Annotated in this window: 24 protein-coding genes; 6 read left to right on the top strand and 18 right to left on the bottom strand. The window is 30.5% G+C overall.

Annotated elements, in window-relative coordinates:
• Nucleotides 1-8: 8 nt before the first annotated feature.
• The 10 genes from INR78_RS00120 to INR78_RS00075 form a co-directional block, all read right to left on the bottom strand.
• Nucleotides 9-1,319, bottom strand: a complete 1,311-nt coding sequence (locus INR78_RS00120) for a DASH family cryptochrome (protein ID WP_223076974.1) — start codon at nucleotides 1,317-1,319, stop codon at nucleotides 9-11.
• Nucleotides 1,292-1,429 carry a DUF2256 domain-containing protein gene (locus tag INR78_RS00115; protein WP_208325378.1) on the bottom strand — a complete coding sequence of 46 codons (138 nt, stop codon included), beginning with the start codon at nucleotides 1,427-1,429 and terminating at the stop codon, nucleotides 1,292-1,294. Before INR78_RS00115 ends, INR78_RS00120 begins: the two co-directional genes overlap by 28 nt.
• A gap of 4 nt (nucleotides 1,430-1,433) precedes the next feature.
• On the bottom strand, nucleotides 1,434-2,858 hold the full coding sequence (locus tag INR78_RS00110) for an SDR family oxidoreductase (protein WP_223076973.1): 1,425 nt from the start codon (nucleotides 2,856-2,858) through the stop codon (nucleotides 1,434-1,436).
• Nucleotides 2,859-2,892: 34 nt separating this feature from the next.
• Nucleotides 2,893-3,528, bottom strand: a complete 636-nt coding sequence (locus INR78_RS00105) for a flavin reductase family protein (RefSeq protein ID WP_223076972.1) — start codon at nucleotides 3,526-3,528, stop codon at nucleotides 2,893-2,895.
• Entirely contained in the window at nucleotides 3,528-4,841 is a 1,314-nt protein-coding gene (locus INR78_RS00100) for an AarF/ABC1/UbiB kinase family protein (RefSeq protein ID WP_223076971.1), read from the bottom strand. The genes INR78_RS00105 and INR78_RS00100 overlap by 1 nt, the downstream gene beginning before the upstream one ends.
• Before the next feature lie 11 nt (nucleotides 4,842-4,852).
• On the bottom strand, nucleotides 4,853-5,512 hold the full coding sequence (locus tag INR78_RS00095) for a TetR family transcriptional regulator C-terminal domain-containing protein (protein WP_223076970.1): 660 nt from the start codon (nucleotides 5,510-5,512) through the stop codon (nucleotides 4,853-4,855).
• A gap of 96 nt (nucleotides 5,513-5,608) precedes the next feature.
• Complete coding sequence (gene arsB / locus INR78_RS00090) at nucleotides 5,609-6,655, bottom strand: ACR3 family arsenite efflux transporter (RefSeq protein ID WP_223076969.1); 1,047 nt, start codon at nucleotides 6,653-6,655, stop codon at nucleotides 5,609-5,611.
• Between the two features lie 6 nt (nucleotides 6,656-6,661).
• A complete protein-coding gene (locus INR78_RS00085; protein WP_223076968.1) occupies nucleotides 6,662-7,270 on the bottom strand; it encodes a low molecular weight phosphatase family protein in 609 nt (202 codons plus the stop codon).
• 14 nt (nucleotides 7,271-7,284) lie between these two features.
• Nucleotides 7,285-7,764 carry a DUF6428 family protein gene (locus INR78_RS00080; protein ID WP_223076967.1) on the bottom strand — a complete coding sequence of 160 codons (480 nt, stop codon included), beginning with the start codon at nucleotides 7,762-7,764 and terminating at the stop codon, nucleotides 7,285-7,287.
• A 12-nt stretch (nucleotides 7,765-7,776) separates the two neighbouring features.
• Nucleotides 7,777-8,106, bottom strand: a complete 330-nt coding sequence (locus INR78_RS00075; protein WP_223076966.1) for a helix-turn-helix transcriptional regulator — start codon at nucleotides 8,104-8,106, stop codon at nucleotides 7,777-7,779.
• Nucleotides 8,107-8,250: 144 nt separating this feature from the next.
• Here INR78_RS00075 and INR78_RS00070 point away from each other — a divergent pair, with 144 nt between their 5' ends.
• Nucleotides 8,251-9,099, top strand: coding sequence for a DUF2911 domain-containing protein (locus tag INR78_RS00070; protein ID WP_223076965.1), 849 nt, complete (start codon nucleotides 8,251-8,253; stop codon nucleotides 9,097-9,099).
• A gap of 74 nt (nucleotides 9,100-9,173) precedes the next feature.
• Here INR78_RS00070 and INR78_RS00065 read toward each other — a convergent pair whose 3' ends face one another.
• From INR78_RS00065 to INR78_RS00045, 5 genes are all read right to left on the bottom strand, one after another.
• Nucleotides 9,174-9,374, bottom strand: coding sequence for a helix-turn-helix transcriptional regulator (locus tag INR78_RS00065; RefSeq protein ID WP_223076964.1), 201 nt, complete (start codon nucleotides 9,372-9,374; stop codon nucleotides 9,174-9,176).
• Nucleotides 9,364-9,837, bottom strand: a complete 474-nt coding sequence (locus INR78_RS00060; protein ID WP_223076963.1) for a hypothetical protein — start codon at nucleotides 9,835-9,837, stop codon at nucleotides 9,364-9,366. Before INR78_RS00060 ends, INR78_RS00065 begins: the two co-directional genes overlap by 11 nt.
• Nucleotides 9,838-9,967: 130 nt before the next feature.
• Nucleotides 9,968-10,594 (bottom strand): tRNA (guanine-N1)-methyltransferase, encoded by a 627-nt coding sequence (locus INR78_RS00055; RefSeq protein ID WP_223076962.1) that lies wholly within the window; start codon nucleotides 10,592-10,594, stop codon nucleotides 9,968-9,970.
• 129 nt (nucleotides 10,595-10,723) lie between these two features.
• A complete protein-coding gene (locus INR78_RS00050; protein ID WP_223076961.1) occupies nucleotides 10,724-12,172 on the bottom strand; it encodes a glyceraldehyde-3-phosphate dehydrogenase in 1,449 nt (482 codons plus the stop codon).
• Nucleotides 12,173-12,339: 167 nt separating this feature from the next.
• Complete coding sequence (locus tag INR78_RS00045; protein WP_223076960.1) at nucleotides 12,340-13,752, bottom strand: trypsin-like peptidase domain-containing protein; 1,413 nt, start codon at nucleotides 13,750-13,752, stop codon at nucleotides 12,340-12,342.
• A 125-nt stretch (nucleotides 13,753-13,877) separates the two neighbouring features.
• On the opposite strand from INR78_RS00045, the gene dapF reads away from it, so the two are divergent.
• From dapF to INR78_RS00020, 5 genes are all read left to right on the top strand, one after another.
• Nucleotides 13,878-14,657: a diaminopimelate epimerase gene (gene dapF, locus INR78_RS00040; RefSeq protein WP_223076959.1), complete on the top strand. Its 780-nt coding sequence runs from the start codon at nucleotides 13,878-13,880 to the stop codon at nucleotides 14,655-14,657.
• Complete coding sequence (locus INR78_RS00035) at nucleotides 14,651-15,184, top strand: GNAT family N-acetyltransferase (RefSeq protein WP_223076958.1); 534 nt, start codon at nucleotides 14,651-14,653, stop codon at nucleotides 15,182-15,184. Before dapF ends, INR78_RS00035 begins: the two co-directional genes overlap by 7 nt.
• Nucleotides 15,174-16,217, top strand: a complete 1,044-nt coding sequence (mltG, locus tag INR78_RS00030; protein ID WP_223076957.1) for an endolytic transglycosylase MltG — start codon at nucleotides 15,174-15,176, stop codon at nucleotides 16,215-16,217. Before INR78_RS00035 ends, mltG begins: the two co-directional genes overlap by 11 nt.
• A complete protein-coding gene (locus INR78_RS00025; RefSeq protein ID WP_223078011.1) occupies nucleotides 16,214-17,122 on the top strand; it encodes a DUF2279 domain-containing protein in 909 nt (302 codons plus the stop codon). Before mltG ends, INR78_RS00025 begins: the two co-directional genes overlap by 4 nt.
• A 106-nt stretch (nucleotides 17,123-17,228) precedes the next feature.
• Nucleotides 17,229-17,879: a hypothetical protein gene (locus tag INR78_RS00020; RefSeq protein WP_027878733.1), complete on the top strand. Its 651-nt coding sequence runs from the start codon at nucleotides 17,229-17,231 to the stop codon at nucleotides 17,877-17,879.
• A 5-nt stretch (nucleotides 17,880-17,884) separates the two neighbouring features.
• Here INR78_RS00020 and INR78_RS00015 read toward each other — a convergent pair whose 3' ends face one another.
• Genes INR78_RS00015 through dnaA form a run of 3 tightly spaced genes read right to left on the bottom strand, consistent with a single transcriptional unit; the run spans nucleotide 17,885 to nucleotide 20,512 of the window.
• Nucleotides 17,885-18,595, bottom strand: a complete 711-nt coding sequence (locus INR78_RS00015; protein ID WP_027878734.1) for an SAM-dependent methyltransferase — start codon at nucleotides 18,593-18,595, stop codon at nucleotides 17,885-17,887.
• A gap of 18 nt (nucleotides 18,596-18,613) precedes the next feature.
• Nucleotides 18,614-19,072 carry a low molecular weight protein-tyrosine-phosphatase gene (locus INR78_RS00010; protein WP_223076956.1) on the bottom strand — a complete coding sequence of 153 codons (459 nt, stop codon included), beginning with the start codon at nucleotides 19,070-19,072 and terminating at the stop codon, nucleotides 18,614-18,616.
• A 12-nt stretch (nucleotides 19,073-19,084) separates the two neighbouring features.
• Entirely contained in the window at nucleotides 19,085-20,512 is a 1,428-nt protein-coding gene (gene dnaA / locus INR78_RS00005) for a chromosomal replication initiator protein DnaA (protein WP_027878736.1), read from the bottom strand.
• Nucleotides 20,513-20,650: the final 138 nt, after the last annotated feature.

The following is a 20,650-nucleotide window of genomic DNA, read 5'->3' as shown; positions in this document are numbered from 1 at the left end:
AATGTGTTTTAAAATAAAGTGTCTTGCAACCATAAACGCTGGTATTTTCCGTTACTATCGTAGCGTTCGGCTTGAAGTTTGACGTTAAATTTTCGGTCTCTTGGATCATTACCAACGCCAGCAACATACATCCAGTTACCGTAATTGCTATGCACATCGTAATCGAGAAGTAAACTCTCAAAATACGCTGCACCAATGCGCCAATCTAGTTCCATAGACTTAGCGAAGTAACTCGCTACATTTTGTCTACCACGATTACTCATCCAACCTGTTTTTTTAAGTTCGATCATGTTTGCATTAACAAAAGGTTCAGGTGTTTTACCGTTTATCCAGTCGTTAATTTTTTGCTGATTTTTAGACCATTGGTAATCTTTGTTTAAAATTCCGCCGATATTAAAGATTTGATTGCCAAATTTTAGTGACACATATTTAAAATAGTCGCGCCAAATAAGCTCAAAAATTAGCCAATAGGTAGAATCGTTTTTAAAATGTGCTTTCTCAAACTGCTTGACTTGGTAATAAATATGTTTTGCAGAAATGCTTCCATTGGCTAACCAAGGTGAAAATTTGGAACTAAAATCTTTACCAATCAATCCGTTACGAGTCTTTTTATAAACGCCTAATTTTTTAGTGTTGAAAAAGTAGTCTTCCAAACGTTTTAATGCTTTAGTTTCTCCACCTTTAAATGGAAACGCTGAATTTGGATGCTCTTCAAAATTTTCAAAACCTAAAGCAGAAAGTGATGGAATAGAAGTTGGATTTTCTATACTTTCTTTATTTACTTTTTTTGTTGATGAAGAAGTTTCTGGTCGTATTATGCTTTGTTTTTCGCAAGCTTTTCTAAATTCGGTGAAGACTTTAGGTAGTTGTTTTATATTGAAAGGAATATCTTCTGGATGATATAAAAACTGATTGTAATTTGTTGAAATCTGAATGTGTTCAGGCAACTTTTCTTTCACCTTACTAAACACATCAACTTCTTCTTGCGTCCATTCTTCTTGTAAAAAAATATGGTTGACTTGATAGTTTTCTACCAAATCTGGAATACAATTTTCCGGTTTTATGGTATGCACAAATAACGGAATATTAAGTTGAGCTAGATTATTTTTTAAATCGGTTACGGTTTCAATTAAAAATTTAGCTCTGTATTTTTCCGTTTTTTTAAAGCCAAATTGATCATCTTCAAATTGTCTTGGATCAAAACAATATAAAGCGATAACACGATTATTACTACCAATAGCATTTGCTAATGACGCGTTATCGTGAATTCTTAAATCGTTTCTAAACCAAACTAGGCTTGTGTCTTGTTTCTTCTGCATTTTTCGCTACAATATTTTACGTTATCCCAATTTTTCTCCCATTTTTTTCGCCATGTAAATGGTAGTTGGCAAACGGGACAAATTTTTGTTGGCAAGTGTTGTTTAGCTATTCCTTTAGGCATTGGCTAGTTTATTTATCATTCCGTTAAAAATAAATCCATGAAACGGTAAAACACTATACCAATAGAGTCTTCCCCATAGACCGCGTGGTCTAAAGGTAGCGCGTTGGTAAACTTTACCTTTTGCGACTTGAAACTCTAACCAAGCTTCGCCTGGTAATTTCATTTCGGCAAAAAGGATAAGGCGTTTTTGTTCTTTATCGGCTAATAATACACGCCAAAAATCTAAGGCATCACCAGTTTTGATATCAGTTTTATTGGTGCGACCACGACGTAAACCAATACCACCTACTAGTTTATCTAAATAACCTCTAATTTTCCACAGTGATGTACCGTAATACCATCCATTTTCACCACCAATTGCCCAAATTTTTTCAAGCGTTCGATTTTCATCTTTTACGCGTCGTTCTTTGATGTCTTTGAAACATCCAAATTTTGGAACTTTAAGGTATTTTGTAGAAACTCTTTTTTTGTTTCGGCTACTTATAAAAGCGTCTTTCCAACTAGAGACAATTTCATTTCCTTCAATTTTTACAAAAGCGAATTCTACCGCTTGTCTGTACGTCATTGGTTTTATTTCTAGAAATTGATTGATGTTACTTTTTTCTCCTATAATTTCTATACCCATACTGTTTACTAAAGAAGAGGCTAATTTGTAAGAAGTTGATGTTACAAAATATAGCCAGTAGCTTGATAGTTTTGGCGTCATTACCGGGACAGTAATGATGTATCTTTTTAATTTTCTAATGTCTGCAAATTGTAATAACATTTGCTTGTAAGTCATAATTTCTGGACCAAAAATATCATGAGATGTGTTGTATAATTTTTGTTTACCAAGTCCTTTTGTTAAAAAGGCTAATACATCTCTTACACCAATAGGTTGTGTTTTGGTATTTAACCATTTTGGTGCGATCATTATGGGAAGTTTTTCGACTAAATCTCTAATAATTTCGAAACTAGCGCTACCAGAACCAACAATAATTCCTGCTTTAAAAACGGTTAATGCGTAGTCATTAGATTTTAAAGTGTCTTCTACGTTTTTTCTGGATAATAAATGTTTTGAGAGTTTGGTGTCGTTGGTAATTCCGCTAAGGTAGATAACTTGTTTGACGTTAGTAGTTTCGATATAATTTTTGAAGTTTAACGCACATTCTTCTTCTAACTTATGAAACTTGTCTACAGAATTTGACATAGAATGTATTAAATAATAGGCAGCATCTATGTCTTTAGGGATGTTTTGTAAAGTGTCTGGTTTTAAAAAATCGGCTTCTACAACATGAAGATTTTCTTCATCTGAATATGCTTTTTCCGTACGTAATTTTCCGCGTACAGCGCAAACTACCGTATGACCTTGATCTAAAAGTAACGGAATAATACGCTTACCAATGTAACCTGTTGCGCCTGTTACTAATATTCTCATAGGTTTTGGTTTTTTTATCTACAGATAATTACATTTATTGATTGTTAGCTAAAGATGGTTTAGGTCTTTGGTATTCTAAGCGTTTTTCTAGAGTAGGTATGGCGTAAGTGTCTAATCCGTTAATAGTTGCAATTTCTGCTTTAGATAGGTTAACAAAGCCATCACTTTCTAATAAATTATCATTGATGAAAAGATTTTCAATTTCACCTAAAACAAGAATAGTATCGTTTTCTTTGATGAAATATTCTTGAACAAATTTCATTTGAAGCTGAACTGGCGCATCTTTTACAAAAGGCGCAAGACATTCATTTTTATATTCTGAATTGAGATTAGTAACTTCAAATTCTGAAATATTAGCATCGTATTTAGCAGATGTATGATGCGCATCTTCTATTATTGATTTATGAATGTGATTAATCGTGTAAACACCAGTTGCTTTTATGTTTTCGTAAGTGTTGCGTAAAACGGTTGTTGGTCTACAAAAAAAGCCTAAAAGCGGCGGATTGCTACCAACGTGCGTTACCGAACTAAATACTGCAACATTCTCGATATTATCCTTAGATTTTGTGCCAATTAGATTAGCGCTTTTAAATCCAGAGACACTATTTATAAGATTAATGCGGTATAAATGATGCATTTCTTCGATATGTTTTTTATTGAAATGCTTCATTATTTTAAATTTTGAAAGTTATTGATTTTGATGTCTTTTGCCTTTAAATCGAACATTAAATTGTACAATCCAAAAAACGTACGGTTAATGTAAATAAAATGCTTAGATCCGCGATTACCGTTCATTTTTCTTAATTCAGTGCTTTTACTGTAGCGTTGTCCCATTTCTGAAATAGCATTGAAAAATTCAGCATCAGAAAAATCAAAAGTATCAACATGAAAAGGTTTGGTGAATAGACTTAACAGTTCATGAAACATTGCAGAAAAAAACTCTAATTCTTCTTTACTATCATCTTTACGAAGTATTTCTAATTCGAACATTTTTTTAGTGAAAATATCTTTGTTTTCAAGACTTTCTTTTTTAGCCAATTCAAAATAAGGTGTGTAAAAATCTTCTGGTACTATTTTCATGCAACCAAAGTCTAGAGCAATTAATTCGCCTTTTTTAGATACTAAAAAATTACCAGGATGTGGATCTGCGTGTACTTTTTTAAGCACATGCATTTGGTACATATAAAAGTCCCAAAGCGCTTGTCCAATTTGATTTGCTACCTCTTGATTGGTATTGTGTGCAGTAAATTCAGAAAGATGTTCGCCTTCCATCCAATCCATAGTAATGATACGTTCTGAAGAAAAATCTTCATAATATTCAGGAAATTTAAGGTTAGGAATGTGTTTACATGCATTTACAATTTCTTTACTTTGCTTAACTTCTAGTATGTAGTTTGTTTCTTCTACTAATTTATTTTCGACTTCTTTAAAGTATTTATCACTATCTTTTCCTTTAATATTGAACATTTTGATAGCGATAGGTTTAACCAAAGCCAAATCGCTAGAAATGCTTTCTGCGACACCAGGATATTGAATTTTCACAGCAAGTTTTTTTCCATCCTTTTCTGCTAAATGCACTTGTCCAATACTAGCTGCATTAACCGAATTAAGATTGAAGGTGTCAAAGATTTGACTTGGTAATTGACCGAAATATTTTTTAAAAGTCTTCTTCACTAAAGGTGCCGATAGTGGCGGTACAGAAAATTGTGCTAACGAAAATTTTTCTACATAGGCTTGTGGTAAAATGCTTTTTTCCATACTAAGCATTTGAGCCACTTTTAAAGCACTTCCTTTAAGTTGTTTTAAACTGTCGTAAATATCGTCTGCGTTGTTTTTATTTAAACGTTCTTTAGCTTCGATTTCAGATTTTGTAAGCTTATCACCGTAGTATTTTAGGTAATTAACACCAACTTTAGCACCTGTAGATACTAATTTGGTTGCACGAGATATTTTTGAAACAGGTATTTTGTCTATAGTTTTCAATAGAATGAGAATTAAGAGTTCATTTGAAATTTTTCTTTATAAATAAACTTTCCAAAATCTATTAGGCTTTTTATTGGAGCAATGTCTAATACATCAAAACTTGTATTGACAGATTTTTCTATGAAAATGTCTGTTTTTTCGAAAGATGGAGACGTATCATCCATCCAAAATTTAATGGTTAATAATAATTGCATCCAAGCAGATTCTTTTAAACTTTTTTGTTGAAGTTTATCAATTTGCTCTTGTTTAGTTTCGATAAGCTCTATACCTAATTCTGAAATGTAGTGCGTAAAATGCGATTTTAAATCTTTTAAAACCACATAGTTTTTAAGCTTGTTTTTATGCTGATTAAGAGCATAAATAACGTAGCTTCTGTTAGCTGTTAAGTTTTCAAAAAAAGTGAAGTAAAAACTTAATAGTTTATTACGAGGTTCGAAATTTTGGTAATCTTCGCTAGCATGTAATGCAGTGATTGTATTTTGGTAAAAGGCTTTAAAAATACCTTTTTCTATAGCTTCAAAATTACCAAAATGCTCGTAGAATTTTGCTTCTTCAAAATTGTTTTCTTTCGAAAAAGCATAAACAGATTTAGGTTGTTGGTTATGTTCTAGTACATAATCCATGTAAAATGAGATGATGTTACTAGCTGTTATATTTTTCTTTTTTGCCATCACTGTGAAATTTAATAGCGTAAAGATACAAAATGTTTAACTTATTTTTTAAATAGTTAAACAAAATTTAACAACCTAAATCTGTTAAGTTTAGCTTTATTTAGACAGATAATATTTTTTTCTTAGCCAAAATGCCACTTTAACTAATAAAATAAGCACAGGAACTTCTACTAAAGGTCCAATAACACCAGTAAAAGCTTGTCCAGAGTTTAATCCAAATACCGCAATAGCGACCGCTATAGCGAGTTCAAAATTATTACCAGCAGCTGTAAATGCAATAGCAGCATTTTTATCGTATGTTGCGCCCATAGCTTTACTTACAAAGAAACCTATGATAAACATTACAATAAAATAGATAAGTAAAGGAAGTGCTATAATTAAAACGTCTTTTGGAATTTGTACAATTAATTCGCCTTTTAAAGAGAACATTACAATTATAGTAAATAATAATGCTATTAATGTAATAGGAGAAATTGTAGGAATAAACTTGGTTTTATACCAATCTTCTCCTTTTAATGTGACTAAAATAGTTCTACTTAGTATACCAAGTAAAAAAGGAATTCCTAAATATATCGCAACACTTTCTGCAATTGTTAAAATAGAAATATCTACAATTGCACCTTCAAAGCCAAAATAAGGCGGTAAAACAGTAATAAATAAGTAGGCATAAAAACTATATCCTAATACTTGAAATACACTGTTTAAGGCTACTAATCCTGCTCCGTATTCGCTACTACCTTCTGCTAAGTCATTCCAAACTAATACCATAGCAATACATCTAGCAAGTCCTATTAAGATTAGTCCAACCATATATTCTGGATAGTCTTGTAAGAATATTAGAGCCAAAATAAACATTAAAACAGGACCGATAATCCAGTTTAAGACTAAAGAAATGGATAAAATTTTTACATCTTTAAAAACCTTAGGTAATAAAGCATAATTAACTTTTGCTAAAGGTGGGTACATCATTAAAATTAACCCAATTGCAATAGGAATATTAGTTGTACCACTACTGTAATTATCTATTTGTTTAGGAAAAGATGGAAAAAAGTAACCAATACTTACACCTAATAACATTGCAATAAAAATCCACAAGGTTAGATAACGGTCTAAAAAGTTAAGTCTTTTTTTTGAGGTTGACATTTTAACTTATTTAATAGTTGAGAAAATATATTTCATTTCGGTTGCAATTTGGGCAGAACGTTCTAAGTACTTAATATCTTGAAGGTCTGTATTGTCAAACACTTTTGGGTCATCATAAGTTATAGGTATGCGTTTTTCTGCACCAGCGATAAAAGGACAACCACCATCTGCTTGAGAGCAAGTCATGATTGCAGCAAAATTAGATTTTGGATTAAAATTGTCTCCGTAAGTTTTAGAAAACCCTATTATAGGATGTGAGTTTTGATCGTATTTTATGGTGTAAATAGGATTGTTTCCTTCTGAAATTTTCTCGATATCAAATCCAGTATTTTGCAAAGTTTCTGCAACTTTTGGGTACATTGCTGTAGCTTCAGTACCACCAGAAAAACAAGTTACATTTTCAATATTATAAAATTTTGCAATTGTTTGTGCCCAAATTTGGGATAGATGGCTTCTTCTAGAGTTATGTGTGCAAATAAAATTAATTGTAATAGGTAATTTTTTAGTTGCTTTATCTTGAATATAAGTTACAAGTGGTTGTAAAGTCTTTTTTCTGTCATTAGATATTGTATCAATATCTAATGCGTTAATATAATCTTCGATTTGAGTAATCATAATTATAAAAAAAATTAGCAGCAGTTTCCGTCTGGAGAGCAACAAGGCTCGTTATTTAAATCTTCAAGTTTAACTTTTGGTTTTGGTAGTTGTTTTTCAGGAATACCACATTTATCCTTAGCAAGACAATTTGTTTGCGTAGATGTAAGTAAAAACTGACCATTTTGGAAATTTAAACCAAATTTTTGGATGCTTTGCTTGCCTTGATATTCAACTTCAATTTCAAGATCTTTTAGATTGAAAATATCTTCTGATAATTCGATAATTTGAATTAATTTTTCAGGATGTAGTCTGTGATCGTAATCATTGGCATTCCATAGTTGAAAATTTACCTTTTTTTCTTGTCTTACAGTTCCGCCGCAATCAATAAAATGCTTAGTGGTTTTACCAACTTCTGTTACATGAAAATGGCTAGGTACTAAACTACCATCGGGTAAAACAAACGCAATGGTGTTTAGGTTTTTTAAATGTTTTTTAATTTCTGATAATGTCATAATATTTAATTTTTAACAACAAGTATTAGTATTGTTTTCTGTATCTAAAAAAGCGGTTAAAGTGTTTTTCATTTTTGTCCAATTATCTTGATTTATACAGTAACAAACACTTGTTCCTTCAATAGTTCCTTGAATTAATCCTAATTTTTTTAATTCTTTTAAATGCTGAGAAATTGTAGGTTGAGCTAGTCCAATTACATCTACTAAATCACCACAAACACAAGTGTTAATTTTAAACAAATGCTGGATAATTGCTACCCGTGCAGGATGACCAAAAGCTTTAAAGTATAAGGCTAATTGATTTTGTTCTTCTGTAAACATTTCCGCTTTAATTAATCCCATAATTATATTTGTATATTTGTTTATAGCAATATTACGATTAATAAAATTTTGAGACAAGATTTTTTATCTTTTTAAGTTTTTGTTAACAATTATAGGGTAATCAATATGTAATTTTATGCATCTAAAATTTAAAACTAAAACCAAATGAAAAAGTTAATTACACTTTTAATGGTGTTTGCAGTAACTTTTACTGTAAATGCACAAATTGAAACACCACAACCAAGCCCATTACAAAAAATAGAGCAGAAGGTAGGTTTAACAGATGTCTCTGTACAATATTCTAGACCATCTATGAGAGGACGTACTATTTTTGGAGATTTAGTTCCTTACGGTAAACTTTGGCGTACAGGAGCAAACCAAAATACGATGGTTACATTTAGTACAGATGTTATGGTAGGAGAGTCTACTTTAAAAGCAGGATCTTATGCAATCTTTTCTAAACCTAACAAAGATAACTGGGAAGTAATTTTTTATAGTGATACAAATAATTGGGGAACACCTCAAAAGTGGGATGATAGCAAAGTAGCGGCAAAAGTAAATGCAAAAGTTTATGATATACCAATGGATGTTGAAACTTTTACTGTGTCTTTTGATGATCTAACAAATGATTCTGCTGTATTAGGTATTATGTGGGAGAAAACTTATGTAGCTGTAAAGTTTGAAGTACCAACAGATAAAGCTGTAACAACTGCTATTAATAAAGTAATGAATGGTCCATCTGCAGACGATTATTATGCAGCTGCACGTTATTATTTAGAATCAGGTAAAGACATTAACAAAGCTGTTGTTTGGATGGATAAAGCTATTGAAATGACTAAAGAGAATCCAAGATTTTGGTGGTTACGTCAACAATCACTAATTAAAGCAAAAGCTGGTGATAAAAAAGGAGCAATTAAAGCTGCAAAAGCAAGTTTAGAAGGTGCTGAAAAAGCTGGTAATGCAGATTATATCAAAATGAATAAAGACTCTTTAAAAGAATGGGGAGCAATGTAAATTAGATTTTTAGATAGTTAGATATCTAGATTTTGAGATAAAAAAGCGCAATCGTTATGATTGCGCTTTTTTTTTTATTCATTTTCTTCTAATTGAAAAATAGATTCTACAGGTATTTTAAATAATTTTGAAAGTTTTAATGCTAATAATGTAGATGGTATGTATTTGCCTTTTTCCATAGCATTTATAGTCTGTCTGCTTACACCAATTTTTGAAGCTAATTCTGCTTGTGTTAGGTTATTTATAGCTCTTTGTACTTTAATACTATTCTTCATTGCTATTAAATTTAAATTTTAAGAAGTTAAATCGAATAATAAATATTAGTAAAGGCGTAAACATATTAAAGATTAGTACATCAAAAAAGGTGAAATTGTAAATAAATATAACAGCAAATAATAATACAATGTAATTTGTTATTATAGCCCAAGCTAAGGAGTCTTTTCTTAGTTGATAAATAAATTCGTCTTCTATTTTTTCCTTTGTAAATCCAACTAATAAACCACCTATTATAATCAATATTGAAATAATTTCATCCAGAAGACCAGTTTCGATAATTTGAAAAAATGATTTTTCTTCATCCATAAAAGATCCATTACTGTAAAAGGATAAAACTTTTACTTTTAAGAGTTCATTATCTATAGCTTCAGTGTAGAATAATGCGCCAATAATTAAACCTAATACTAGCAAAATCCATCCAAATTTTTTGTATTTGTTGTGTAATAAATAGCTTGTTTTCATAATTATTCGTTTTTTGATTGAATTTAAATGTAAAATAAACTTTACTTTTAGACAAGTTTATTTTACTAAATTATTCAAAATAAGAGCGCAATCATTATGATTGCGCTTTTGTATTCTTTTTTATAAACGTTTAACTATTTCTGTTTTTATTTAACTCGTCTTGTAATTGACGTCTCACTTTTTGTTCGCGTTCTAAAGCGTTACGTCTATGTTCTTCAAACTCTTCTTCAACTTCTGTTAATTTAGATTTTGCTTCTCGGGTTACGCTATTACTATTTTTAAATTTAAAAATAAAGAAAAGTAAAAAGGCTAAAAGCACAGCTATAATACTCCACATTAATCCATTATATCCGCTTTTGCTCATTTGTATGCCAAATAAAGACATACTATCTTTTTCTTCTTTTGTAGATTTTAAGTTAGTTTTGGTAGAAGATAAGCTACTTTTTAAACGTTCTATTTCTTCATTTTGATTTTTAACGGTGTTTTGCGTAGTTAATAACTCGTTTTTTACAGCTTTTAACGAGTCTAATGTATGAGATTTAAGTTTAGATAACCAGTTGCTTTTAATGACTTCATAGTTTTGACCTCTTTCATCTCTCCAACTATTAGATTTTTGAATAACGTATTCAAATTGACTATCTAAGGTGCCAGAATCTAATGATAATTCATCTTCGTTATTTTCTGTTTGAGAAAATGAAGAAAAAGTGACTAAAAAAAGTAATAAGAATAAAGTAGGGAAACTTTTGATTTTTAACATCTTAAGATTTGTTTTTTAAGTTTTATGTTTTTTTTAAAATATAAAATGCACTCTTTGCGGTTTAAAGATAGCAAAAAGCCCCACAATTGTGAGGCTTTATATATACGTTTTTAAAAAGTGTTTTGGATTTTAATAGTAAGTAAAACGTCTTACTTTAGCTATATATTTAGCTAATCTTATTACTTGATGGCTATATCCATATTCGTTATCATACCATACATATAACACTGCATTTTTACCATCTTTTCTTACAATTGTAGCTTTACTGTCGTAAATTGAAGGCGCAGAGCTACCTACAATATCGCTAGAAACAAGCTCGTCACTCATTTCATATTTAATTTGCTCTACTAAATCTCCTTCTAAAGCATATTTTTTTAGTGTTGCATTAATACCTTCTACTGATGTTTCAGTTTCTAGTTCTAAGTTTAGTATAGCTAAAGATCCGTTTGGTACAGGTACACGAATGGCATTAGATGTTAATTTACCATCAAAGCTTGGTAAAGCTTTAGATACAGCTTGTCCTGCACCAGTTTCTGTAATTACCATATTTAATGCAGCAGCACGACCACGACGATATTTTTTATGGAAATTATCTACTAAGTTTTGATCGTTAGTGTAAGCGTGAATAGTTTCTAAATGTCCGCTTTTTACACCATAAGTATCTTCCATTGCTTTTAAAACTGGTGTAATAGCATTTGTTGTACAAGAAGCAGCAGAGAAAATATCAAGTTTATCAGGGTTATTCTCTAAATGATTAACACCATAAACAATATTTGGTATGCCTTTACCAGGAGCTGTTAATAAGACTTTATCTGCTCCTTTAGAGTTTTTTAGTCTAGTTAATGCTTCTTTATCTCTAAAAGCACCAGTATTATCAATAATTAATGCGTTATCTATACCATATTTAGTATAATCTATATCTTCTGGTTGATTAGCAGTAATAATTTTTACAGTTGTACCATTAATAATTAATGCTTCATTTTTAAGATCTGTATTTACAGTTCCAGGAAAATCACCATGTACAGAGTCGTTACGTAATAAAGAAGCACGTTTTTCTAAAACAGTTTGGTCTAACTTACCACGTGTTACAATAGCTCTAAGACGTAATTGACTGCCTTTACCTGTTCTAGTCATTAACTCTCTGGCTAATAAACGACCGATACGACCAAAACCATATAATACAACGTCTTTAGGAGTTACATTTTCTTTCTTTTTGGCATCTTTTAATTTTTCTGCCACAAAAGACATAGCGTTGCTATATTTTTTTTCTTCTAAGTGATACTCGTAAGTTAATTTACCAATATCTAATTTAGATGCAGGTATGTCAAGAGTTTTAATAGCTTGAGCAATTTCTACAGAATCAAAAATTGAAATTGGTTTTTGAACAAATTCGCCAGCATATTCATGAAGGTTTAAAATTTCAGAAACATTTCTGTCGATTAATTGGTTTCTAAACAATACCAATTCTATCGATTTATCGTACCATAAATCGCTAACAATTTTAATAAATTCTACAGTTGCTCTTCGCCTGTCTGCCTGAAATGCTAATTCGTTTTCGTAAGTTTCGTTGTTTGACATTATTGTTTTAGTTTGTGTTGTTATTTAATTAAAAAGTTTTCACTTTAAAAATTTTCGGCAAAAGTATAGATTTCAAACGTTTTCGTAAAACAAAAAAGGATAAAAAAATAAAAGCACTTCATTTTTAAGATGAAGTGCTTTTAAAAAAGGATAAAATCGAATTTAATTTACCTTAATCCATAACGTGTTTTTTCTCCTTTAGAGTTTATAATCTCAATACTTAATGGTTTGTAAGGATCTCTATTTTCTAATATAGTTTTAACATCGTCTACAGAGTTAACATTTTGATTATTTATTGCTGTTATAATGTTTCCTTCTTTAATACCTTCACTTCTTAAATAGTCTTTATAAGTACCGTTTACCTTGGTGATTTTAACACCATTTTTAACTTTAAATTTTTTTAAGTCGTTAGGTTTTGCATCTTTAATTTCTCCAATAAAAGGTAAGTTATACCTATTATTTTTTAAAAGGGTAACCTTTTTTTCTAAAATATTGCCATCTCTTAAAATTTTAACATAAACAACATCATTAGGCCTTTTAGAGTTCAAGAAACCTCTTAAGTCACTAAATTTTCTGATTTTGATTCCATCAATTTCTTTAATAATATCACCACTTTTAAGTCCTGCAGCTTCTGCACCAGTATCTTCTTCTACGTCATCTATATAAAAACCTTGAGTTTCGTCAAGACCTAATTTTTCCGCGTAAGCGCTGTTTAAGGATCCGCCAATAACACCCAAAATTCCGTTTTGTACATTACCAAATTCCATAATATCCTGTACTACTTTTTTAGCAATATTACTTGGTACTGCAAAAGAATAACCTATGTAAGAGCCTGTTTGAGAGCTAATAGCGGTGTTTATACCTATTAAATCTCCATTTGTATTTACTAAAGCGCCTCCAGAATTACCTGGGTTAACTGCAGCATCGGTTTGTATAAAAGATTGAATGTTTTTTCCGCTTAAATCTCTAGATTTTGCACTAATAATTCCAGCAGTAACTGTAGATGTTAAGTTAAATGGATTACCAATTGCTAATACCCATTCGCCAATTTTAGCAGTATCACTATCTCCAAAAGTGACGTAAGGTAAATCTTCTTCTGTTTCAACTTTTAATAGAGCAATATCTGTATTTGGATCGGTACCAACAATGGTAGCTTCTAGTGTTTGATTATCGTTTAAAGTAACGCTTAACTGTTCAGAATCTTCAATAACATGGTTATTGGTAATAATGTACCCGTCTGGAGATATGATTACACCACTACCAGTTCCTAACTGTCTACGTTGTGGTACACGACCATAAAAAAGGTCTTGTAATGTAGGTTGAGCAGTAGTAATAGCTACGTTTTTAACGTGTACAACCGCATGAATAGTTTTGTCGGCAGCAGTAGTAAAATCAATATTTTCGGCAGCAGCAAGTGCTGTCTTTGTGGTGTTTAAATTGGTTGGTAAAAAACTTGGCTGTTCTATGGTAGCCTGTTGTGCAATTTGTGATTTTTCTTTTTCAAGAAAGGTTTTATAAGTTCCTAGAGTAATTGCGCCTCCTAATACAGAAACAAAAACCAAAGTAATCAACTTCTTCATGTTCTTTTAGTTTAGGTTTATTAGAATAACGATTAAAATTAATTAAATATTGAGCGCCTATTTCAACTTTAACGAGTATTTAACAGCACAATTGTGCTATATTTGTGTCTTAATTTTTTACGTTAATGACTTTAATATTTTACAAATATCAAGGCACAGGTAACGACTTTGTTATCATTGATAATAGACAAGAATTATTTGACAAAAATGATACCAAACATGTCAAATTTTTATGTGACAGACGTTTTGGCATTGGTGCAGATGGATTGATTTTATTAGAAAATCATCCAGAAGCAGATTTTAAAATGGTGTATTATAATGCAGATGGTAATGAAAGCACCATGTGCGGTAATGGTGGACGTTGTATTGTCGCTTTCGCTGAATTTTTGGGCATTTTTAAAAACACAACAACGTTTCATGCAATAGATGGATTGCATCATGCAAAGATTGAAGAAGGCTTAGTATATCTTCAAATGAAAGATGTCGAGACTATTGACACTTTTAATACCCATCATTTTTTAGATACAGGATCTCCACATCACGTACAATTTGTAGACGATTTAAAGACATTTAATGTAAAGGTAGAAGGAGAAAAAATACGTTATGGCGCACCTTACAATCAAGCTGGAATTAATGTTAATTTTGTAGAAAAAATTAACAAAAACACTTTTGCTGTTCGTACTTACGAAAGAGGCGTAGAGGACGAAACTTTATCTTGTGGTACTGGTGTAACAGCAGTTGCAATAGCAATGTATGATTCAGGAGAAAGTGCATCAAATACTATTAATCTTAATGTAGAAGGCGGACAATTAAAAGTGTCTTTTGATAAAGTAGAAGATACTTATAAAAATGTGATGTTAATCGGTCCAGCAACTCAAGTTTTTAAAGGCGAAATAGAATGTTAACATTAAAAGGAGAACATATTTATTTACGTGCTTTAGAGCCAGAAGATTTAGAGTTTATTCATCAAATTGAAAATGATGAAACCATTTGGGAAATTAGCAACACTATTACACCTTATTCTAAATATTTAATCAAGCAATATCTAGAAAATGCTCATAAAGATATTTATGAAGTTAAGCAATTACGACTAGTAATTTGTAATGATGCAGACACTGCTATCGGAATGATAGACTTGTTTGATTTTGATATAAAAAACAAACGCGCAGGAATTGGTATATTGGTAAAATCTGAAACCGATAGACAAAAAGGATATGGTAAAGAAGCTTTAAAACTATTGATAAAATATAGTTTTAAACACTTAGATTTGCATCAATTATATTGTAATATTTCTGAAGATAATGAAGCAAGTTTAAACCTGTTTAAAAATCAAGGATTTGAAGAAATTGGTTTAAAAAAAGACTGGAATTATCTTAACGGAAGCTATAAAAACGAATATTTACTACAATTAATAAATACTAATGTACATTAAAAAAATACTCTTAGCAATAGCCTTAATTGGGTTAGTTATAGCAGGCTATTTTGCCTATTTTGTATACAATGCAATGCTAAAACCTAATACAGCATTTAATAATGAAACGGCTTATATTTATATACCTACCAATGCAACTTATGCAGAAGTTAGAGAACAATTAGAGCCATTATTAAAAGACATTGATAGTTTTGATGCGTTAGCGGTTCAAAAAAAATATACAACTAATATTAAAGCTGGACGATTTCCTATAAAAAAAGGAATGAGTAATAATGATATTATTAATTCCATAAGAAGTAATAATTTACCGATAAAACTAAGTTTTAATAATCAAGAACGAATAGAAGATTTAGCAGGTCGTATAGCACAACAAATAGAACCTGATAGTTTGTCATTACTTAAAGCAATGACAGATTCTACATTTTTAAAAGAGAAAAATTTTACAAAACAAACAGTTTTAAACATGTATGTGCCAAACACATATGAGTTTTTCTGGAATACATCACCAGAGTTATTTAGAGATAAAATGTTAGGCGAATATTATCGTTTTTGGAATGATTCGCGACAAGCAAAACGAAAAGCATTAAAATTATCTGTTAACGAAGTAATGACTATTGCTTCTATCGTTCAAAAAGAAACAGCTAAAATAGACGAAAGACCACGCGTTGCTGGTGTATATTTAAATAGAATAAGAAAAGGTTGGCCACTAGAAGCAGACCCAACAGTAATTTACGCTAAAAAGCTTAAAGAAAACAATTTTGATCAAGTAATAAAACGTGTGCTTTACAAAGATTTAGAAATAGACTCTAAATACAATACGTATAAATATCCTGGTATACCACCAGGACCAATCACAATGCCAGACGTTTCTGCAATAGATGCTGTTTTAAATCCAGAAAAACATAACTACATGTTTTTTGTTGCAGACGTTAAAAATTTTGGATACCATAAATTTGCTAAAACATTGGCACAACATAATGCTAATAAGAGATTGTACACGCAATGGATTAGTAGTCAAGGTATAAATAGATAGACTTGTTTAGATATTTAATTTTTATAATTTTTTGTGTTAGTTCTGTATTAAGTCAAACAGAACAAAATTCTTTTTTCACACCAAGCGATACATTAAATATTAAAAGACGAAATGCTGTTGTTCTTACGGAAACTACTTTAGGCGGCATCACACTTCTTGGTTTAAATCAACTATGGTATGCAGACTATGAACGTTCTAAATTTCATACCATAAATGATAATTCAGAATGGTATCAAATGGATAAGTTAGGGCACATATTTACAGCTTATCATTTAGGAAGATTTGGTGCTCAAACATTAAATTGGGCAGGAGTAAGCAAGAAAAACCAATTAATTTATGGCGGCTCACTAGGTTTTATGTTTTTAACTGGTGTTGAAGTTTTAGATGGATTTTCTGAAGAATGGGGATTTTCTTGGGGAGATTTTGCAGCAAATGCTGCAGGTTCTGGATTGTTTATTGGACAAGAATTACTCTGGGAAGAACAACGCATTAGTTTAAAATACTCTTTTAACAGAACACGTTTTGCATCTAAAAACCCAAATAAGTTGGGTAATGGTATTTTAGAAGAAATACTGAAAGATTATAATGGACAAACGTATTGGTTAAGTGCTAATTTACATTCTTTTTTTAAAGAAAGTAAATTACCTAAATGGTTAAATGTTGCTGTCGGTTACGGTGTTGATGGATTGTTATATGGCGAATCTAATTTGCAACAACTCAATTTTCCTAATCAAAAAAGAAGTAGACAATTTTATTTAAGTCTTGATGTAGATTTAACTAAAATTGAAACTAAATCAGAATTTTTAAAGCAAGTTTTTAATGTCTTTAATGTAGTTAAGATACCATTTCCTACTTTAGAAATTAATGGTAACGGTAAGCTAGTTGGGCACTTTGTTTACTTTTAACAATTCTTAACATGTTGATTTTCAGTATTAAATAATTTGTTGTATATTTGCACGCTGAAATTTTAACCCTATCTATATTTTAAGATTTGGTTATAAATCAAAAACAATGAAAAAAAATATTGGAAAGTTATTATCGCTAGTACTTACAATATCAATTTTATTAGCAGTTGTATTTTACAACAATAATAAAGAAGCTATCGTCATAAAAGATGAAGAGCAAACAACAAAAAGCACAGAAATATCAAATGATATTGCTTTTTATGATGTAAAAGAGCAATATACTCCGCACTTAGGAAAATCTTTTGCTGGATTTAAAGAGGCATTAGGATTTAAAGAATCTCAAAACAACTACTTTAGAGTCAATAAGTTTGGGTATTTAGGGAAATACCAATTTGGAAAAAGTACTTTAAAATTAATTGGTATTTATGATTCTAACATGTTTCTAAAAACACCAGAGTTACAAGAAAAAGCATTTATAGCAAATGCACAACGTAACAAATGGGTTTTGCGTAGAGATATCAAAAGATTTGTAGGTAAAAAAATTAATGGTGTAGAAATTACAGAGTCTGGTATATTAGCTGCAGCACATTTAGCAGGACCAGGAAGTGTAAAAAAATACCTAAGAAGCTATGGTAAAAATGGATTTTCTGATGCGTTTGGAACTTCTGTAAGATATTACATGAAAAAGTTTTCTGGGTACGATACTTCTTCTATCAAACCGTTAAAAAAAGTTAAAGTTAAGCATAGTAGAGCTTAACAATATTATTCCTTATGAATTATAAATAGTGTTGGTCTTTTATGTAAGTCAACACTATTTTTTTTCCATTGATTAGCAGTTTGTGTTTTGATAAATTCTGTATCTAAGGTAATATCACAAGCAACACAGATCAAACAATCGTTACTTAACGTGTTGCAAAGATCTTCTAGCATTTTATTATTTCTGTAAGGTGTTTCTATAAAAGATTGAGATTGATTGTAATCTTTGCTAATTCGTTCTAATCTTTTTATTTCAGATTTTCTTTCATTTTTATCTATAGGCAGATAACCATTAAAAGCGAAAGATTGTCCATTCATACCAGAAGCCATCATGGCGAGTAGAATAGAAGATGGACCAACTAAAGGAACAACTTTTATATTATTTTGATGCGCTAATTTTACAATATCTGCACCTGGATCTGCAATACCTGGGCAACCAGCATCCGATAATAAACCAATAGTTTTTCCTTCTAAACAAGGTTTGATAAAATTAGGTAAATCTTCTGGTTGTGTATGTTTATTTAATTCAAAAAGTGTTAAACTAGGTTGTGATTTTTCTGGAGAAATACTTTTTATAAACTTTCTAGCTGCTTTAGAGTTTTCAACAATAAAAGTATCTAAACTATCAATTATTGTTTTTACTTGTGCTGGTAATACATCAAAAGGATTGTTTTCTCCTAATGTATTCGGAATTAAATAGAGCTGTCCTTTATTCATAACCTTAAAAGTAACAAATTAAGATGATGTATTTATTCGTTTTGCAATAATTTCACAAGCATTATCTAGCATATTGTAAACATTTTCAAAACCTTTATCACCGCCATAATAAGGATCTGGTACATCTAAGTTTTTATCAGGAAAACTTTCATTTAAAATAAGTTTTACTTTTTCTTTTTGTTGACTGTTTTCTGCTAAAGCAATTATATTTTGATAATTTGAGTTATCCATTGCATAAATGATATCAAAGTCTTCAAAATCTTGCTTGTTAAATTTTCTTGCGCGTTGGTTAGTAATATTTAATCCATTTTGTCTTGCTACAGCAATCGATCTTGGATCTGGTTTATTACCAACATGATAAGCTGCTGTACCAGCAGATTCTACAATAAAATTAGAATCTAATTTTGATTTTAGGATACCTTCAGCTAGAGGAGAACGACATATGTTTCCTAAGCAAACCATTAAAATTTTAGTCATGGTAATTGTAAATTATACCGAAAGCTTTTTAGTTAAATCTTCTACGTATTTTCTAAATTGTTTGTCTGTAGATGATAAGTTGTCTACTGTTTTACAAGCGTGTAATACTGTAGCATGATCGCGCTTTCCTATTTGAGAACCAATACTTGCTAAAGAGGCTTTAGTAAACTTTTTTGCAAAGAACATAGCCAATTGTCTAGCTTGTACAATGTGACGTTTTCTTGTTTTAGATTGTAAAGTGTCTACATCCATTTGGAAGTAATCTGATACTATTTTTTGTATATAATCTATTGATACTTCGCGTTTTGTGTTCTTTACAAACTTTTCTACAACTTGTTTAGCTAAATCGATATTTACTTCTTTTTTATTGAAAGAAGATTGAGCAATTAAAGAGATTATAGCACCTTCAAGTTCTCTAATATTGGTTTTTATATTTTTTGCAATATATTCTACAATATCGTCAGGCATTTCAACACCATCTCTATAAAGCTTGTTCTTTAAGATAGACACTCTGGTTTCAAAATCTGGTGTTTGTAACTCAGCAGATAATCCCCATTTAAAACGAGATAATAAACGTTGTTCAATATCTTGCATATCAACAGGCGCTTTGTCGCTTGTTAAAATAACTTGTTTTCCGTTTTGATGTAAATGATTAAATATATGGAAGAATACATCTTGCGTTCCCGACTTACCAGATAAGAATTGTACATCATCAATAATTAAAACATCTACCAATTGGTAAAAATGTATAAAATCGTTTCTGTTATTTTTCTTTACAGAATCTATATATTGTTGTGTGAATTTTTCAGCTGAAATATATAAAACAGTTTTTTCTGGATACTTATCTTTAATATCAACACCAATAGCGTGAGCAAGGTGAGTTTTACCTAATCCAACACCTCCAAAAATTAAAAGAGGATTAAAAGATGTACCTCCTGGTTTTGCAGATACAGCCAATCCTGCACTTCTTGCTAAACGGTTAGAGTCACCTTCTAAAAAGTTATCAAAATTATAATTAGGATTAAGCTGAGATTCTATCTTAACGTTTCTAATACCAGGAATTACAAATGGGTTTTTTAACTCTGGATTTTTATTGTTTAACGGTACATCAACATCTTGAGATTTTACAGCACTTCTATTTGTACTAGGTATTTTTTCTGTAAAAGGTTGTTTGTTACCGTAGGTGTTTTCCATTTTTATAATGTAAACCAACTTTGCTGTTTCTCCTAATTCTTTGGTAAGCGCTACTTTTAGTAGCTTAACATAATGCTCTTCAAGCCACTCGTAGAAAAATTTACTAGGTACCTGAATACTTAAAGCATTATCAGTTAGTTTAACTGCGACTATAGGTTCAAACCAAGTTTTGTATGCTTGAGGTTGGATATTATCTTTTATAAATTGTAGACAGTTATTCCATACCGATTGCGCAGTTACACTCATAATACTATTAAACGTTGTTTTTGTTAGTTAAAAAAAGACCTTAAGAGTTAGAGAAAAGCCTTTAGATTTACAGCTGGACAAATATGTGAACAAAATTCTAAAAAAAAAAATGAAACAGTGTTGAATTTCTAGTTTTTT

The organism is Mesoflavibacter sp. SCSIO 43206 (assembly GCF_019904215.1).
Taxonomy (GTDB): domain Bacteria; phylum Bacteroidota; class Bacteroidia; order Flavobacteriales; family Flavobacteriaceae; genus Mesoflavibacter; species Mesoflavibacter zeaxanthinifaciens.
The sequence above is the reverse complement of the archived record's forward strand: the minus strand, read 5'-3'. Positions and strand labels throughout refer to the sequence as shown.